17 protein-coding genes are annotated in these 17,179 nt (G+C 71.0%); 9 read left to right on the top strand and 8 right to left on the bottom strand.

What is annotated here, in order from left to right:
- Window positions 1-12: 12 nt before the first annotated feature.
- Window positions 13-1,353 (bottom strand): aminotransferase class III-fold pyridoxal phosphate-dependent enzyme, encoded by a 1,341-nt coding sequence (locus tag C466_RS02245; protein ID WP_004597091.1) that lies wholly within the window; start codon window positions 1,351-1,353, stop codon window positions 13-15.
- Between the two features lie 243 nt (window positions 1,354-1,596).
- Between C466_RS02245 and C466_RS02240 the strand changes: the two genes are divergently transcribed.
- Complete coding sequence (locus C466_RS02240) at window positions 1,597-1,959, top strand: Hsp20/alpha crystallin family protein (protein WP_004597092.1); 363 nt, start codon at window positions 1,597-1,599, stop codon at window positions 1,957-1,959.
- 207 nt (window positions 1,960-2,166) lie between these two features.
- On the top strand, window positions 2,167-2,814 hold the full coding sequence (gene deoC / locus C466_RS02235) for a deoxyribose-phosphate aldolase (RefSeq protein ID WP_004597093.1): 648 nt from the start codon (window positions 2,167-2,169) through the stop codon (window positions 2,812-2,814).
- On the opposite strand, the gene C466_RS02230 is transcribed toward deoC, so the two are convergent.
- Window positions 2,811-5,183, bottom strand: a complete 2,373-nt coding sequence (locus C466_RS02230) for a methyl-accepting chemotaxis protein (protein ID WP_004597094.1) — start codon at window positions 5,181-5,183, stop codon at window positions 2,811-2,813. The genes deoC and C466_RS02230 overlap by 4 nt on opposite strands.
- A complete protein-coding gene (locus tag C466_RS02225) occupies window positions 5,180-6,328 on the bottom strand; it encodes a BMP family lipoprotein (protein WP_004597095.1) in 1,149 nt (382 codons plus the stop codon). Before C466_RS02225 ends, C466_RS02230 begins: the two co-directional genes overlap by 4 nt.
- Before the next feature lie 163 nt (window positions 6,329-6,491).
- Between C466_RS02225 and C466_RS02220 the strand changes: the two genes are divergently transcribed.
- Both C466_RS02220 and C466_RS16875 read left to right on the top strand, forming a co-directional pair.
- Window positions 6,492-6,716 (top strand): hypothetical protein, encoded by a 225-nt coding sequence (locus tag C466_RS02220; RefSeq protein ID WP_004597096.1) that lies wholly within the window; start codon window positions 6,492-6,494, stop codon window positions 6,714-6,716.
- 72 nt (window positions 6,717-6,788) lie between these two features.
- Entirely contained in the window at window positions 6,789-6,965 is a 177-nt protein-coding gene (locus C466_RS16875; protein ID WP_004597097.1) for a hypothetical protein, read from the top strand.
- Between the two features lie 68 nt (window positions 6,966-7,033).
- Here the strand turns inward: C466_RS16875 and C466_RS02215 are convergent, their stop codons facing one another.
- The 4 genes from C466_RS02215 to C466_RS02200 form a co-directional block, all read right to left on the bottom strand.
- Window positions 7,034-7,867, bottom strand: a complete 834-nt coding sequence (locus tag C466_RS02215) for an ABC transporter ATP-binding protein (RefSeq protein WP_004597098.1) — start codon at window positions 7,865-7,867, stop codon at window positions 7,034-7,036.
- On the bottom strand, window positions 7,855-8,658 hold the full coding sequence (locus C466_RS02210; protein ID WP_004597099.1) for an ABC transporter permease: 804 nt from the start codon (window positions 8,656-8,658) through the stop codon (window positions 7,855-7,857). The genes C466_RS02215 and C466_RS02210 overlap by 13 nt, the downstream gene beginning before the upstream one ends.
- The gene (locus C466_RS02205; RefSeq protein ID WP_004597100.1) at window positions 8,658-9,686 is read right to left on the bottom strand and encodes an ABC transporter substrate-binding protein; all 1,029 of its coding nucleotides are present in this window, start codon (window positions 9,684-9,686) and stop codon (window positions 8,658-8,660) included. The genes C466_RS02210 and C466_RS02205 overlap by 1 nt, the downstream gene beginning before the upstream one ends.
- 264 nt (window positions 9,687-9,950) lie before the next feature.
- Window positions 9,951-10,172: a hypothetical protein gene (locus C466_RS02200; RefSeq protein ID WP_017344002.1), complete on the bottom strand. Its 222-nt coding sequence runs from the start codon at window positions 10,170-10,172 to the stop codon at window positions 9,951-9,953.
- Window positions 10,173-10,295: 123 nt separating this feature from the next.
- On the opposite strand from C466_RS02200, the gene C466_RS02195 reads away from it, so the two are divergent.
- Complete coding sequence (locus C466_RS02195) at window positions 10,296-11,108, top strand: SDR family NAD(P)-dependent oxidoreductase (protein WP_049908368.1); 813 nt, start codon at window positions 10,296-10,298, stop codon at window positions 11,106-11,108.
- A gap of 33 nt (window positions 11,109-11,141) precedes the next feature.
- Here the strand turns inward: C466_RS02195 and C466_RS02190 are convergent, their stop codons facing one another.
- Window positions 11,142-11,783, bottom strand: a complete 642-nt coding sequence (locus C466_RS02190; RefSeq protein WP_004597103.1) for a PadR family transcriptional regulator — start codon at window positions 11,781-11,783, stop codon at window positions 11,142-11,144.
- A gap of 663 nt (window positions 11,784-12,446) precedes the next feature.
- Between C466_RS02190 and C466_RS02185 the strand changes: the two genes are divergently transcribed.
- The 4 genes from C466_RS02185 to C466_RS02170 all read left to right on the top strand — a co-directional run bounded on the left by C466_RS02185 (window position 12,447) and on the right by C466_RS02170 (window position 17,170).
- The gene (locus tag C466_RS02185) at window positions 12,447-14,063 is read left to right on the top strand and encodes a heme-binding protein (protein ID WP_004597104.1); all 1,617 of its coding nucleotides are present in this window, start codon (window positions 12,447-12,449) and stop codon (window positions 14,061-14,063) included.
- A gap of 292 nt (window positions 14,064-14,355) precedes the next feature.
- Window positions 14,356-14,820 (top strand): universal stress protein, encoded by a 465-nt coding sequence (locus C466_RS02180; RefSeq protein WP_004597105.1) that lies wholly within the window; start codon window positions 14,356-14,358, stop codon window positions 14,818-14,820.
- Between the two features lie 93 nt (window positions 14,821-14,913).
- Window positions 14,914-16,170, top strand: coding sequence for a DHH family phosphoesterase (locus C466_RS02175; RefSeq protein ID WP_004597106.1), 1,257 nt, complete (start codon window positions 14,914-14,916; stop codon window positions 16,168-16,170).
- Between the two features lie 4 nt (window positions 16,171-16,174).
- Window positions 16,175-17,170, top strand: a complete 996-nt coding sequence (locus C466_RS02170) for a carbohydrate kinase family protein (protein ID WP_004597107.1) — start codon at window positions 16,175-16,177, stop codon at window positions 17,168-17,170.
- The last annotated feature ends 9 nt before the right edge of the window (window positions 17,171-17,179 follow it).

The raw sequence follows: 17,179 nt of genomic DNA, 5'->3' as shown, positions 1-17,179 counted from the left end.
ACGACGGCGAACCTACGCCGCGCCCTCGATCGCGGCCGCGAGCAGGTCGCAGCCGAGGTCGATCTCGCGTTCGGTGACGTCGAGCGGCGGGAGGATCCGGAGGACCTTGTGGCCGCACGCGAGCGTGAGGAGGCCGCGCTCGAAGGCGTTCTCGACGACCGCGTCCCGGCGCTCCTTCGTGTCGAACTCGACGGCGAGCAGGAGCCCCTTCCCGCGGACGTCCTCGACGGGACCGAGGTCGGCGTCGCGTATCGTCTCTTTGAACTGTCGCCCGCGGACGACGGCGTTGTCCATGAGGTCCGCCTCCTCGATGGCGTCGAGCGTGAGCGCGCCCTGCGCCGAGGCGATCAGGTCGCCGGCGCCCCACGTCGAGGAGAGCCGGCCGGTCTCCTCGGGGAACACGTCGCTCCGCGAGACGGTCGCGCCGACGCGGAGCCCCTTCGCGCTCGCGATCACGTCGGGGTCGTACGCGTAGTGGTCGGAGCCCCACATCTCGCCGGTGCGACCGACGCCAGACTGGATCTCGTCGGCGATCAGGGTGATGTCGTGTTCGTCGGTGATCGCCGCGATCTCGTCCGTGAACGCCTCGGAGGGGAACCGGTAGCCGCCCTCGCCCTGGATCGGTTCCATGATCAGGTAGGCCACGTCGTCCGGGTGGACGTTCCCCCGCTTCGGGTCGAGCTTCTTCCGGAGCCGCGAGACGCCGTCAGCGAAGAAGCCGCACGAGCAGGTCTCGGGCGAGCAGGTTCGGTCGTCGCAGTACGGCATCTCCATCACGCCGCTGACCTCGGGGAAGTCGCGGCGGTACACCGCCTTCGAGCGGTTGAGCGAGAGCGCGCCCAGCGTGCGGCCGTGGAACGCCCCGTCGAAGGTGATCGCGTACTTCGCGCCGTCCGACTCGTCGTAGGCGATCTTGATGGCGTTCTCGACCGCCTCCGCGCCTGAGTTCGAGAGGAAGACGGTGTCCATGTCGTAGTGGCTCGTCAGGTCCGTCAGGCGGTCCATGAGCCCCGAGGCGCCGGGGATCCCGTCGTCCGGCGTCGGGCCGCCCGCGGCGTAGAAGTCCTGCCCGGCGATCTTCAGCGGGTCGACGAGGTCGAACTCTTCGAGCCGGTCCATGATCAGCGGGTTGTTGTACCCGAGCGGCGCGGCGGCGACGTGGCTCGTGAAGTCCATGAGGACGTTGCCGTCGACGTCGGTACAGAACGGGCCCTCGGCGGGCGCGGTGCGGTCCCAGACGAACTCGTAGACGTAGGTGCTCGGCGCGGCCGACTCGTGGTGGTAGTCGACCCACTCGCGAGCGCGCTCGCCGGGGAGGTCTGCGACGGCGGGCGTGGCGGTGTCGCGATCCATGCGCCGTGGTGGCACGCGGGTGAAATAAATCCGGGGCGATCGCGAGAACGTTGGAGAAATATTCAACAGCGCGCCGTCGACCGGGCTGCGAGGGCGAGCGTCTCGACCCCGTCGACGCCGCGGGCGAAGCGCCCGAGACCGGGTCGTGGCCGGGTGAGAATGTTAGATACCCACATTATTCAACAGATTTTTATAGAATCGCAACCATAGTGGCAGCTGAGTTCGAGGTGGTCAGCAATGCCCATGCTCGAACCGGCGAACACGTGGACGCAAGGACTCGACTTCCCGAGCCGACTGTTCGAATCCGGTAGCAACGACTACGAACTGTACGAGGAGGACGGCGAGTTCGTCCTCTCGGTCGAACTCCCCGGGTTCGACCCCGCGGAGATCACCGCCTCGTGGTACGACGGCGTGCTCAACGTCGCCGGCGAACACGAGGACGAGCGACGCGGGACCCGTCGGACGTACCACCGGCGGTTCCGGTTCCCGAAGGCGATCGACGAGGACGGCATCGAGGCCGAGTACCGGAACGGCATCCTGACGGTCCGGCTCCCCGTGACCGTCGAGAGCGCCGTCTCCGGCAGGGAGATCGAGATCGAGGGCTGACCGCGCCCTCGGTCGCGACCGCTTCGGTCTCCGACCCCCGTTTCGAGCGACCGGCGCGGTGCCGGTCGCCCCCTTCGCGTTCCGTCACTCGTTTTTCGGCCGCGTGCCCGCTTTCCGATCCCGTTCGCTCTTTCGACCGATCGCGTCGTCTCGGAGGGAGCGCCCCGACCCCGCACGCCTTTTGTACTCCGCCGCCACGGACGAGGCATGAACCGCGAGGAGTTCGCCGCCAGCATCGACCACACCGTTCTCGGCCCCGAGACGACCCCGGCAGACGTGCGGACCGTTCTCGACGAGGCCGCCGCTCACGGGATGAACGCGTGCATCCCGCCGTGTTACGTCGCCGAGGCGGTCGCGCACGAGCGCGACCCCGAAGCGATCGCCACCGTGGTCGGGTTCCCGCACGGCCAGCACGCGCCGGAAGTCAAGCGCGACGAGGCGGTGGCGGCGTGGGAGGCGGGCGCAGACGAGATCGACCTCGTGATCAACGTCGGCCGGCTGAAGGCGGGCGACGACGGCGCGGTCGCCGACGAGCTCGCGGACGTCGTCGCGGCCGTGCCGGTCCCGGTGAAGGTGATCATCGAGACCGCGCTGCTCGACGACGCCGAGAAGCGCCGCGCCTGCGAGGCCGCCGTGGCCGCCGACGCGGACATGGTGAAGACCTCGACCGGCTTCGCCGACGGCGGCGCGACGCTCTCGGACGTCGAACTGATGAGCGAGTACCTCCCGGTGAAGGCGTCCGGCGGCGTCGGCTCCTACGAGGAAGCGGTCGACATGCTCGACGCGGGCGCGGTCCGGATCGGCGCCTCCTCCGGCGTCGCCATCGTCGAGGGACACCCCGAAAGCGGGGACTAGCGGTCGTCCGGCGACGCGTTCCGGCCGTCGCCGTCGGCGGCGAGACCGTCGCCCGTCGCCGGGTCGTCGGCGTCCGGCCGGCTCGCGTCGTCGCCGGGGTCGGCGTCCTCGATATCGTCCTGGTCCACGTCGACCTCGAAGGCGGAGACGGACGCCGAGAGCGCCTCGGCCTGTCCCCGGAGTCGGTCGGCGTTCTCCGCGATGGTGGTGACGGTCGCCGTCTGTTCCTCGGCGGCCGCGGACACCTGTTCGGACCCGGCGGCGACCTCGCCGCTCACCTCGGCGACGTCTTCGACCCCCTCGACCGCGCGCTGGGTCGACCGGGCCTGGTCCTCGGCCGCCTCGCTGATCTCCTGAACGCCGTGGTTCGTCTCCTCGACGGCGTCGACGACGGCTTCGAGCGACGACGACGCCTCCCGAACGGTGTCGGAGCCCTCGTCGATCCGCGCGTTCGTCTCGCGGATGTCGTCGACGGTCTCGTCGGCCTCCTCGCGGACGGCCTCGATCTGCGATTCGATCTCGGCGGCGGCCTCCTGCGTCTCCTCGGCGAGGTCCTTGACCTCGTCGGCGACGACCGCGAAGCCCTCGCCCGCCTCGCCGGCGCGGGCGGCCTCGATGGAGGCGTTCAGCGCGAGGATGTTCGTCTGCTCGGCCACGTCGGTGATGAACTCGACGACCTCGTCGATCTCGTCCATCCGCTCGTCGAGCGACTCCATCTGCTCGACCGCGGCCGCGGAGCGCTCCTCGATCGCGTCCATCTCGTCGAGCGCCTCGGCGGCGGCCTCGCGGCCGCTCGACCCCTGCTCGGCGGCGGCCTCGGCCGTCTCGGCGACGGACGCGGCCGACGACGCCACCTCCTCGATGCTGGCGGAGAGGTCGCTCATCTCGCTGCTCACCGCGTCGAGCCGCTCGTCCTGTCGCACCGCGCCGTCGGCGATCTCCTGGATCTGCTCGCTGACGGTCCCGCTCGCGGTCTCGACCTCGTCGGCGCCGGCCGCGAGGTCCGCGCTCGCCGAGTCGACCTCGCCGGCGAAGGCGGCGACCCGTGCGGTCGTCCGTTCGAGCTGTGCCACCATGCCGTTGAACTCCGAGGCGATCTCGCGCATCGCCTCCCGGTCAGCGTCGGGGTCCATCCGCTGGGTGAGGTCGCCGTCCGCGACCGCGCCCATCACCTCGCTGTAGTCGGCCGCGCGGGCCTCCATGTCGCGGGTGACGGCCTCGGCCTCCCGCCGCGCTTCCTCGGCCTCGTTGGCGGCGGTCTCGGCCTCGGCGATCCGCTCGCGGAGCGCGTCGCGCATCGCGCCGAAGCTCGTGAACAGGCGGCCGATCTCGTCGATCCGGCCGGTCGAGAGGTCGACGTCGAGCTCTCCGGACTCGATCTGCTCCGCGCGGTCTCGGAGCCGGGCGAGCGGCATGACGGTCCGGCTCCCCAACACGACGCCGACGGCGCCCAGCGACGCGAGAGTGAGCAAGATGAGGAGCAACACGGAGTTGCCGACGTCGTTCCGGACCGCGAACGCCGTCGACTGGTCGACGCTCGTCACGGCCACCCAGTCGGTGTCCGGGACGGACGCGTACGCGTACACCCGGTCGTCGCCGATCTGGCTCGCCGTCGTCGCGTTGCCCTGCCGGATCGCCTCGACCTTGTCGGCGTGTCGCTCCCCGTCGACGGTCCGGTCGATGTCGAGGACGGTCTGTCCCGCGGCGTTGAGGATCGTCGTCTCCTCGCCGGTGTCGGTGTTCTGGATCCGTTCGAGCTGCGGCTGGATCCGGGTCACGACGACGAGGTACCGGCCGTCCGCCCGCGGCACGGAGCTGGCGAACGCCATCACCGGTCGGTCGTTGAGCACGGGCGACCGGTACGAGCGGACCGACCGCCAGACGCGGTCGTCCTCGCCGACCCCTTCCGGCACGTCGGCGTCGCTCCACGGGGCGTCCAACTCGCTCGGTGCGCGCCCCTCGAGCGGCCGTTCTGTACTGGCCACCACTCGGTCCTCGCTCGCGTCGACGAGGTGGATGCTGACGATGTCGTCCGACAGGAGCTGGTCTTTCAACAGCACGTACGCCGGCGCCCGTCGGTCGGAGCGCAGGGCGTCGGCCGCCGACATCGACCGGGTTTCCGTGCTCATTCGCTCGGTCCACGAGCCGATGGCGTCGGCCTGGAGGCCGCTGGTCTCGGCCAGCTGCGCCGTCGCGTCCGATTCGACGGTCTGTTCGGTCTGGAGGTAGGTGAACGCGCCGCCCGCGACGACGACCGCGGCGACGACGAGGAACGCGAGCGCGAACTTGGCGGCGTACCGGCGTCGAACCGCGTCCGGGAGGAGTCCGCCGACGGCCCGCGCCAGTCGGTCGGTCAGCCGGTCCGTCATTGGTCGGACTCCTCCAGCTCGGACGGGACCGTCAGGTCGCCGCTGGTGATCCGCTCGCCGGACTCCGCGACGGCCGCGCGCACGTCGTCGGGGATGACCGGACCGAGCGACGTGCCGTAAACGAGCGCGACGCCGTCCTCGGCGAGTCCGAGGGCCGTCGTCGAGCCGGTCTCGAGGGAGTCGTCGATCGTCCGCTCGGTGGCGTCGTAGACGGCGGTCCCGACGCGTTTCACCATCGACGCGAGGATCACGTCGGCGTAGCGCGGGTTGCTCCGCGACTGGTCCGAGTCGACGCCGATCGCGTACCGGCCGTACTCCTGTGCGGCTTGGAACACGCCGAGTCCGCTGCCGCCCGCCGCGTGATACACCACGTCGGCCCCCCCTTCGTACATCTCCGCGGCGGCGGCGTATCCGGCCTCGGGGTCGTCGAAGGCGCCGACGTACGTGGAGCGCACCGACACGTCGGTCGGCGCGTGGTCGACTCCCGCGCGGTACCCGGCCTCGAACCGGCGGATGAGGCCCGAGTCAACGCCGCCGACGAAGCCGACGGCCCGCTCGTCCGGGCGCGTCGAGCCGGCACCCACGGAGAGGTCGCGGCTCGTCACCAGCCCGGCGAAATGGCCCGCTTGGAACGACCCCTCGTGTTCTCGGAACACGTAGTTCGCCACGTTGTCGCGGTCGACGACCGAGTCGACGATGGCGTACTGCTGGTCCGGGTACTCCCCCGCGACCGTCGAGAGCGCGTCCCCCTGGAGAAAGCCGATACAGCAGATCAGATCGTAGTCGGGAGACTCCGAGGCCGACAGCGTCGCCTGCGTGGTCTCGAAGTCCGGCATCGATGCCGGTTCCTCGTTCGAGAACGCCACGTCGTAGTCGAGTCGAGCGCGCTGGATGCCCCTGTTCGCGGCGTCGTTGAACGACCGGTCGTCGAGCCCGCCGAGCGCGTAGATCATGCCGACCGTCGCGCTGGCGTCGGCCGCGTCCGATACGTCGTCCGTCTCTTCGGTCGCCGTCTCGTTCGCATCGATCGACGCCGTCCCGGAGTTATCACCGCCGAGACAGCCTGCCGTTGCGCCCGCGAGCGCACCGCCGAGACCGACGGCGACTCGCCTGCGAGAGAGCGTCTTCGTCCGCGTTTCTGTCATCTCATCGGCGTCGGCCTGAGGGAGATAAAAGCGCTCGGAGCAAATTATCAACACCAATAGTAAACCCAGAAGTTCGTCGTCGCGGGCCCGGGACGCCGCCGCCGTTCCACCGACGTGAGAATCCGCTCAGGTAGGTTTATATACGGAGCCCGTACGAGGGGGTATGAGCCACCAATCGGGATCGCGTGGATTCGACCTCGACGCGGCGTTCAAGGCGTTCGGCGCGGTCGGCATCGCCATCTCGCTCGCGCTCATCGTCGCCGTGTTCGCGCTGACCGACCCGTTCGGCGACTACGTCACCGCGTCGCCGGCCGTCTTCGGCACGCTCCTCTCCGCGGCGCTCGTCGCCGCCGTCGGCTACACGACGTACGCGCTCCGTCGGCGCTGAGGGAGCGACTCGTTCTGCGGCCACGGCCTCGACGCCGGGAGACATAAACCGCTCGCGGGCGGACAGTTTCGCATGACCGACGAGTCGACCGACGCGGCGGTGGAACGCTTCCTGGACAGCGCCGCGGCCGCGCTCGACGACTACGACGAGGGGTACGCCGACGCGGACGCGACGGTGGCGATGCTGCGCACCCACGTCGACGAGCTGTCAGAGAGCGTCGAGGACGACGGAAACGACAGAGAAGCGTAGCCGGAGTAACCGGAGCGGCCGCGAGGGTGCGCCGGACCGGTTACGGTTCGGCCCCGATTCCGGATCCGCTACGGCCCCGCCCCGATCAGCTCTCGCACGCGGCCGACGTACTCCGCGAACGCGGCGTCGCCGCGCTCGCGCGGGCGCTCGACGTCGACGTCGACGATCTCGCGGACGCGTCCCGGGTCGGCGGCCATCACGACGACCCGGTCCGCGAGCGTCACTGCCTCCGCGACGTCGTGCGTGACGAAGAGGACGGTCTTCCCCGTCGACGCCCACACGTCGAGCAGCTCCCGCTGGAGCATCTCGCGGGTCTGTGCGTCCACGGCGCCGAACGGCTCGTCCATCAGCAGGAGGCTCGGATCGACGGCGAGCGACCGGGCGATGGCGACGCGCTGTTTCATCCCGCCCGACAGCGACTTCGGATAGGCGTCGCGGAACTCCGTCAGCCCGACGAGGTCGAGCATCTCGTCGACGCGCGCCTCGCGCTCGGCCGGCGAGCGGTCGCTCCGTTCGAGCCCGAACCCGACGTTCTCCGCGACCGTCAGCCACGGGAACAGGTGGTACTCCTGGAACACCACGCCCATGTCCGTCGTCGGGCCCGTGACCTCGGTGCCGTCGAGCAGCACCCGGCCGTCGGTCGCCTCGGTCAGCCCGGCCGCGATCCGGAACAGCGTCGTCTTCCCGCATCCCGAGGGACCGACGAGGCAGACGAACTCCCCGTCCGCGACCGAGAAGGACACGTCGTCGAGCGCGCGCACCGCGCCGCCGTCGCCGTCGCCGGGATACGTCTTGCCGACCCCGTCGAGGGCGACGCTCGCTGCCTCGGGTTCGGGCGGCCCGTCGGCTCGGCCAGGTGAGTCGTCGGCGTCGCCGGCGTCGCTCCCGTTCACGCCCGCCACGCTAACGCCCTCCGTTCGACCGCGCGGAACGCCACGTCGACGAGCAGGTACATCAGGCTCAACACGAGGATGTACGCGATCGCCCGGTCGACGCGGAGGTTGTTGCTGGCGCGGATGATCTCGCGGCCGACGCCGGGGACGCCGAATATCTCCGAGGCGACGACGAGCATCCAACACCGGCCCAGTCCCGTCCGGATCCCGGTCATGATCCCCGGCAGCGACGCCGGCAGCACGATCGACCGGACCGCGTCGAGGTCGCCGCGGACGCCCAGCGTCCGCCCCACGTCGAGGAGGTCCTCGCTCACGCCCTCCACGGCGCCGTACGCCGCGTAGAAGTTGATCCAGAACGCGCCGACGGCGATGATGAACGCGGCGCCCCAGTCGTTGATCCCGAACCACGCGATCGCGAAGCCGATCAGCGCGAGCGGCGGCACCGGGCGCAGCGTCCGGACGAGCGGCGCCGTCAGGTCGTCCAGTAAGCGGCTCCACCCGAACGCGACGCCGGCGGCGACCCCGAGGCCGGTCCCGGCGATCGTCCCGGGGACCCAGTGGCGGACGCTCTGGGACAGCGCCGCCGTCATGTCGCCGGAGGCGAGTTCGCTCGCGAACGCCCCCGCGACCGCGACGGGCGAGGGGAGGACGAACGGGTCCTGCGTCAGCGAGACGGCGTGCCAGACGACGAGGAACGCCGCGACCCCGACCGCCCCGCGGAGCAGCCGCCGGCCGTCGCCGAGCCCGGCGCTCGCAAACGCGTCGCCCTCGCCGACCGGCGATGCGGTTTCGGTCGCCATCAGAGCGAGTCGTACACCTCCAGGTCGAATATCTGGTCGTTCGGCAGCTGCTCGTCGATCTGGCCGTTCCCGGCGGCGAACTCGGAGAACACCTGCGTCGCCTCGGTGATCTGGTTGGGGTCGGTCATGAAGTTCGACAGCGGCGAGTCGAGCGCCTTCCGCGCGCGGTCGACCGGCATCCCGATGCCCTCCTCGACGTGGCCCGCGGTCGCGTCCGGGTTTTCGTCGATGAACTCGGTCGCGCGGCCGTGCTGTTCGAGGAACTGCGCGGCGAGCGGGGAGTCGCGGACCGCGTCGCTCATCAGCGTGACCGCGGCCGGCTGGCCGGGGAGCACGTCGGCGGCGGTCCGGAGCATCGTCACGGACGAGTTCTCCGCCTGCGCGATGGTCGGCACCGGCTCCATGATCGAGGTGCCGTCGATCTCGTCGTTGGCGATCGCCTGCCAGACCGAGCTGGCGCCGCTGATCTCGATGATCTCCACGGCGTCGTTTTCGGCGGGATCGACGCCGACGTCGCGGAGCCAGTAGCGGAGCAGCACGTCAGGAACGCTCCCCTGCGGGAACGTGCCGAAGGTGAACGGCTCGCCCCGCTCGTCCGCCCACGCCGCGAACGCGTCTGCGCCCTGCTGCTCGAACGTCTCGTGGAACGACGACTCGGCCATGATCCCCATCGGCTCGCGGATGTTCGCGGCGGTCACCTGCGCCGAGATGCCGCGGTCGATCGCGATCATCGCGGGGACGATCCCGAACATCGCGACGTCGATGTCGCCGCCGCCGAGCGCCTGAACGATGTCCGGGCCGTTGCCGAACTCCTGCCCGGTGACCTCGGCGTCTATCTCCGAGAAGTACCCCTCGCCCTCCATCACGTACCACTGGAGGTCCGGGTAGATCGGCATGTGTGCGACCGTCAGTTCGTCGAGGCCGCCGCCACCGCCGCCGCCGAGACAGCCGGCGAGGCCGACCGTCGCGGTTCCGCCCGCGGCCGCGAGGAACGACCGCCGCGACGCTGTCCGCGTTGGTTCGTACATACGCATGGAAGCGGCTCCGCGGGCAACACCCTCGCGTCACCAGCAACGGAAGCGCGTTCCGGTGACGCCGACGAATTCGAAATTCGCAGCCGCTCGGGACTGAAAACGGGTTTCAAGGGATATTTCGGAGCAGAGCTCGTCATCGAACGACGCAAATGTTGCTGGTGTGGTTCCCCCGTCGGGAGCGCTCGGTCGCGGTCTCGCGGGGCGCACGCGGGAGTCTGTCGGCGGCGGCCGGTCACCGGTGCCGGCCGGCGGGCGGGCTCACGGCCGCTCGGTCGCGTCCTCGTCGAACAGCCCGAGGTCCTCGGCGACGAGGTCGGCGAGGCGGTCTTTGATCGCCGGGTCGACCTCGGCGACGGACTCGCCGTCGTGCTTCTGGGCGTTGTGTTTCTCGAGCGCGTCCGCGAGGTCGTCGAGCGGCACGCGGGTCTCCGTCTCGCACTCGTCGCACACGATCGGGACGGACGGCTCGTCGGTGGACATTACGCCGACAATCGCCCGTGGCGGATATATGCCTTCGGGCGCGTCGTCGGTCGTCGGCATCGCGCCGAACCGCCGGCCCGCCGAACCGCCACCGTCTATTGACTCCGTCGCGAACGCCCGGCCATGCACGTTCTCGTGACGGGGGCCGCCGGCGGGATCGGCGGGGGCGTCGCGCGCTCGCTCGCGGCCGCCGGTCACGACGTCCTCGGGGTCGACCGCGACGCGGCGGGCCTCGCGGGACTGCCCGACGCGGTCGAGACCGCCGTCGTCGACCTCCGCGACGAGGCCGCCGTCAGCGACCTGCTCGCGGACCGCCCACTCGACGCGGTCGTCTCCTGTATCGGGGGCTACGAGATCGCGGCGGTCGAGGACACCTCCGCGGAGGCGTTCCGGCGGCAGCTGGAGACGAACCTGACCGCGGTCCACGTGACGGTCTCCGCGGCGCTCCCGACGCTGCGCGAGCGCGGCGGTCGGATCGTCGTCGTCGGGTCGATGGTCGGCTCCGTCGCGCTCCCGTACCACGGCGCGTACAGCGCCGCGAAGGCGGGGCTCGACGGCTACGTCGACGCGCTCCGCCGAGAGGTCGATCCGCACGGGGTCGACGTGACGCTTGCCGAGCCCGGCCCCGTCCCGACCGGGTTCAACGAGCGGGCCGCCGCAGCGGCCGCAGCGGCCGAGTCGAGCGACCCCGACGGCCCCTACGCCGGCGCCTACCGCGCGTTCGAGGGGTACTCGCCGGCCGCCACCGACGTCGAGACGGTCGTCGAGCGCGTGGTGACCGCGACGACCGCGGACCGACCGCGGACGCGCTACCGCGTGAGCCGCCGGGCGCGGTGGCTGCCGCGGCTCGCGCGCGTCCTCCCCGACCGGCTGTACGATCGGCTCGTCCGCGCCGGGCTCCCCGGCGGGCTCCTGTGGCGGCTGCTCCACCGGTGAGGAGCCCGCCCGCATCGAGAACTTCGGCGCCCGTCAGTCGTCCGCGGCCCCGGAGGAGGACTCCTCCGCGTCGTCTGCGGGCACCGACTCGGACGATCCGGGCTCCGTCCGGTCCGGTTCGGTGCCCTCCGGTCCGGCGCCGTCCGAGTCGGTGGCGTCCGCGCCGGTCGCTCCCGTCTCGGCGTGGAACTCATCCGGCGAGGCGTCGATCCGCTCGAACTCGCCGAAGTCGCGCTCGTGGTGGCGGATCATCTGTTCGACGATCCACGCGCTGTATCGCTCCGAGTACCCCCAGTCGGCGTCCGCGTCGTCGACCTCGAAGCGGTCGTCGGTCGCGAGCGCGGCGTACAGGTGATAGAATCCGAGGACCACGTCGCCGAAGTCCCTCGCCTCGCCGCCGATCTCGCGGCGCTTCTCCGCGAGCTCCTCGCGGCCCGCGTCGGTGAGCGCGAAGTACTTGCGGTCGGGCTCGTCGTCGCGCTCGACGCGCTCGGCGACGCCCTCCTCCTCGAACTTGTAGAGGATCGGGTAGACGGAGCCGTAGGAGGGCTCCCAGTGGCCGCCGCTAATCTCCGTGATCTCGCCGAGCAGCTCGTACCCGTACCGGGGGCGCTCGTCCAGCAGCTCCAACACGAGATACGAGATCAGTCCTTTCGGCGGGCCGCTTTTCCGCATCGTCCCGACTTTTCGGGGTCGCGTCGAAAGGGTTTCGGTCACGGTGACTGCTGACGCGAGCCACGATGATCCGGGCGAATTAGGCGTTTCGATGGCTCCGGAACCCGACCGGATAGCCACGTGCGGCGGCGCGTGCCTCCGAGCGCCCACCGGGCGCGAGGAACACGCGCGAGGGACGCGGCGAACGCGAGCGGCGACGCCGCGAGCGTGAGCCGCGAGGCTGGGGAGGTGTGAGGTGCGGGGCTGTGCGGGGCGGGACTCGAAGGGGCAGTCGCGAGGCGGGCAGAGGCGACGTAAGCACCGTAGCGAGTGAGCGAAGCGAGCGAGCGAGGAGCGTGGTTCGAGACGCCGGAGGCGTCTCGTCATCCCGAAAATCTACGATTTTCGGGCGACAGCGAGCGTCTGCCCGCCTCGCGACTGGGGCTTCAGAGCGGTCCGTGTCGGTCAGGAGTTTATAAGCAGACGCGTACAGCCGAGCGGCTGGGGCTTCGGAGCGGTCCGTGCCGGTCGGCTACTTATAAACAGCTACGCACGGCCGAGCGGTAGTAGATTCGAGGCTCCCGAGACTGTCCCAAAGCCCGGGACCACCACCGACCGTTCCGCGGACTACCACGTAGCGGGACGACCCGCAAACCCCTAAGTCGCGCGGCCCGAACCCGACGTATGGTCGAGGCTCCACAGACCGCCGAAGGGTGGTTCTCGCTGCACGACTTCCGCTCGATCGACTGGGACGCGTGGCGCGAGGCGCCCGAGTCCGAGCGACGGCGAGCGATCGAGGAGGGCGAAGCCTTCCTGAAACACCGCGAGCTGGTCGCCGACGCCGACGCCGGCGAGTCCGCGCTGTTCTCGGTGCTCGGGCACAAGGCCGACCTCCTCTTCTTACACTTCCGGCCGTCGCTCGACGACCTCTCCGCGATCGAGCGCCGGTTCGAGGACACCGCGCTCGCGAAGTTCACCGAGCGCGAGACCTCCTACGTCTCCGTCACCGAGGTGTCCGGGTACGTCTCGGACGACTACTTCGAGGAGGGCGCCGACGCCGTCGACGAGGGGCTGCGCCGGTACATCGAGGGGAAACTGAAGCCCGATATCCCGGATGAGGAGTACGTCAGCTTCTACCCGATGAGCAAGCGCCGCGGCGAGGAGCACAACTGGTACGACCTCGACTTCGAGGAGCGCGCCGACCTGATGGCGGGCCACGGCGAGGTCGGCAAGGAGTACGCCGGCAAGATCAAGCAGGTGATCGCCTCCTCCGTCGGCTTCGACGACCACGAGTGGGGCGTCACGCTGTTCGGCGCGGACCCGACCGACATCAAGGACATCGTCTACGAGATGCGGTTCGACCCGGCCTCCTCGCGGTACGGCGAGTTCGGCGACTTCTACGTCGGGCGCCGGTTCCCGCCGCGCGACCTCGACGCGTTCCTCGCGGGCGAGACGGTCCCGACCGGGCGCGAGCCCGAGGAGGACAGCGCCGGCCACTCCCACGGCGAGGGCGGTCATCACGGCGAGGGCGGTCATCACGGCGACGACGCGCACGGGGGCGGCGAGGGACACGACCGCTCGGGTTCGGGCGGCGGGTCCGCGCACGGCGACCACCCGCACGGCGACGGGGAGGCCGGCGGCGAGGGCGACCATCCCCACGGCGAGGGTGACGGTCACGGCGGTGAGGGCGGTCACGGCGGCGGCGACGCCAGTTCCGACGAGGACATCCGCGGCGAGCTCGCGGACCTCGACATCTACGCCGGGAAGCCCCACGGCGAAGACGTGTACGCCACGGTGCTGTACAGCGAGGCGGACGTCGACGAGCTGTTCGACGAGGTCGAGGGGCTCCGCGGCAACTTCGACCACTACGGCACGCACGTCAAGACCGCGGTGTACGAGGGGCGCCACACCGACCGCGCCGCGGTCGTCTCCATCTGGGACACCGCGTCGGCGGCGGAGACCGCGGGCGGCTTCCTCTCGGAGCTGCCCGACATCGTCGCGCGCGCCGGCGAGGAGTCCGGCTTCGGCACGATGGGGATGTTCTACACCGTCAAGCCCGACTACCAGACGGAGTTCGTCGAGACGTTCGACGACGTCGGCGACCTGCTGGGGGAGATGGACGGCCACGTCGAGACCGACCTGATGGTGAACGTCGAAGACGAGAACGACATGTTCATCGCCAGCCAGTGGAACGCGAAGGAGGACGCGATGGCGTTCTTCCGCTCTGACGAGTTCTCCGAGACCGTCCAGTGGGGCCGCGACGTGCTCGCCGACCGCCCGCGACACGTCTTCTTAGCGTAACGGGACTGGACGCGCGCAGTCTTTTATAAGTACGGCGGGTCGGCAGAGAATTCCTCCAAACCCCACCCGCTCGCTTATAAACAGTCGACTGCGAAACGACGGAAAACACTTCCAAAGCCCCAGCCGCGAGGACTCGCGCGTGCGACTCGCGCCCGCCGGGCGCTCGTCGGCACGCGCCGCCGTCCAGTCTGGCCAGTTATAAATAGAGCCGTCGTCGCGCTCGCCCCGCTTCGCACCGTCTCCCCTCCCCCGACCGCCGGGTTTTAGGTGCCGTTGCGGCGAACGGGTGGCCATGTTCGACACCATCGTGGTCGCGACCGACGGCTCCGACAGCGTGCGGCGGGCCGTTGCGGTCGCGGTCGACGTGGCGGCGCGGTTCGACGCCGAGGTCCACGCGGTGTACGTCGTCGACGCCGGCGAGGTGGAGTCGTCGCCCGACACGGTCCGCGAGGACCTCCGCGACGCGCTCGACGACGAGGGACGCGACGCGCTCGACCGCGTCTCCGACGCGGCGCACGACCGCGACGGCGACCTCGACGTGACCATCGAGGTCCGCGAGGGGCGCCCGGCCTCGGAGATCGACGCCTACGCCCGGTCGGTCGACGCCGACCTCATCGCGATGGGCACGCGTGGACGGCACGGCGAGAACCGTTTCCTCATCGGCTCCGTCGCCGAGCGCGTCGTCCGGACCTGCCCGGTCCCCGTGTTGACCGTGCGACAGCTGACCGAGGAGGACCCGCGGCGGACGACCGTCTGAGTGGGCGGGGGAGGCGGCCGCCGAACGCGCGCCGACGCCACGCGACCGACGTGAGAGCGGCGGAGTTTTCCGGCTGCCACCCGCCTCGACGGTATGGACGACGACCTCATCGAGACGGGGGACGCCCCCCGCTCGCGGTACACGAAGCTTCCGGGGAAGGGGTTCTTCTACCCGGACTCGCTGGACGACGAGCGCGCTGAGCGGCGAGCGAGGGAGACGATCGAGGGCAGCGAGGCGGTCGTGATCGCCGACGGCGACGCCGACGGCCTCGCCTGCGCGGCGATGGTCCGCGAGGCGTACGACGCCGCGCTCGACGTCGAACCCTTCGAGGACGCCATCGCGGCGCGGCTGGCGGACGAGGGCGACGAGTCGGGCGGCGCGGAGACCGACGACGCAGAGAGCGAGGAGTCCGACGACGACCCCCTCGACGACGCCCACGCCGAGTCGCCGGTCGGACTGCTCTCGGCGGGGCCGTACTCGATCGACACCGCGCTCGAACGCGTCGAGGCGTACGCCGACGACGACATCGACCTGTTCGTCTGCGACCTCTGTCCCGACGACTACGAGTGGATCGCGGAGCCGCTGGAAGCGCTCGCGGAGTCGACCGACGCGATCCGCTGGTTCGACCACCACCAGTGGGACGACGCGACCGCCGCCGCGGTCCGCGAGGCGGGCGTCGACCTCGTCGTCGGCGACTCCGACGAGGAGTGCACCGCCGACGTGGCGCTCCGGTCGCTGGAGCACGCGTTCGACGAGCGCTGGGCCGAACTCGCCGAAGTCACGCGCGACCACGACCTCTGGCTCAAGGAGGACCCGCGCTCCGACGACCTCGCCGACTACTCCTACTGGGCCGGCGCCGAGGAGTACGCGGCCGTGATCGGCGCGTACGGCGTCGACCTCCCCGAGGCGGTTCGGTCGTTCGTCGAGGACCGCCGCGTCGAGAAGGAGGCCAGGATCGACCTCGCGGTCGACCGCGCGGTCACCCACGAGGTCGGCGACTGGCGCGTCGCGGTCACCTACGGCCGCTGCTCGCAGAACGAGGTCGCCGAGCGGCTCCGCGAGGCGGGCGCCGACGCCGCCGTGATCGTCAAGCCCGCGGGGTCGGCCTCGATCCGCGGCTCGGACGACTTCCGCCACGCTCACGAGGTCGCCGGCCGGGTGAACGGCGGCGGCCACCCGCAGGCCGCGGGCTGTAAGCCCGACATCTACGACGACATGCTCGATTACGCCCACCACTGGAGCACCGAGGGACAGGCGTGCAAACGCGTCATCCTCGCGGCGTTCGAAGCGGTCGCCGAGGAGGTCGAGGCCGGAGCGGGTGACGGCGACGGGGGCGCGGCGGCCGAATAGGTCGATGGCGGAGGTGTTCGTGGCCGGCGAAACGCTCGTCGACTTCGTGCCCGACGCGGGGGAGACGCTTCGCGAGGTCGACGGCTACGCACACCGGGCGGGCGGCGCGCCCGCCAACGTCGCCGTCGGGCTCGCGCGGCTCGGCTCGCCGCCCGCGTTCTGGACGCGCCTCGGCGACGACGCGTTCGGCGACTTCCTCGCGGAGACGCTCGCGGCCGAGGGGATCCCGGAGACGCACGTCGAGCGCGTCGAGGGGAGGACGACGCTCGCGGTGGTGTCGCCGCCCGACTCCGACGGTCCCCGGTTCGGGTTCTACGGCGACCGGGACGCGACGTTCGGCTTCGCCCCCGACTCTGTCCCGACGGAGGCGCTGGCGGGGGACGGAAAGGCCTCGCCCTGGGTCCACCTCGGCGGCGTGGCGCTGACGCACCCGCGGGGCCGGGCGGCGACCCGCGAGCTGCTCGCGGTGGCGGCCGACGTCGACTGCCCGGTCTCGTTCGACGTGAACTACCGGCCCGACCTCGTTCCGGACGGCGCCGCGGAGGCGGTGTCGACCGCGGTCCGCGAGACGGTCGGCGAGAGCGACGTCGTGTTGTGTAGCGGGGAGGACGCGGCCGCGGCCGGATTCTCGGAGAGCGAGGGTTCGGACCTGGCCCGAGACCTGATCGCGCTCGGGCCCCACACCGCGGTCGTCACGATGGGGGACGAGGGGGCGCTCGCGGTCAGTTCGGACGCCGCGCCGTGGGGGGCCGAAACGGTCCGGCACGGCGGCTTCTCCGTCGACGCCGTCGACGCGACCGGCGCCGGAGACGCGTTCACGGCTGGGGTCCTCTCGCGGCTCGCCGGGCGGCGGACCGCCGGCGACGCCGACGGGGACCCGCTCCGCGAGGCGCTCGCGTTCGGCAACGCGACCGCCGCGCTGTCGGTCCGATCGGTCGGCGGGATGGGATCGATCCCGTCGCGGGAGGAGGTAGTGACGTTCCTCGAAGCGCGGGAGTAAAGGAAAAAG

It is taken from the genome of Halorubrum distributum JCM 10118 (genome assembly GCF_000337335.1).
Taxonomy (GTDB): Archaea; Halobacteriota; Halobacteria; order Halobacteriales; family Haloferacaceae; genus Halorubrum; species Halorubrum distributum.
The sequence above is the reverse complement of the archived record's forward strand: the minus strand, read 5'-3'. Positions and strand labels throughout refer to the sequence as shown.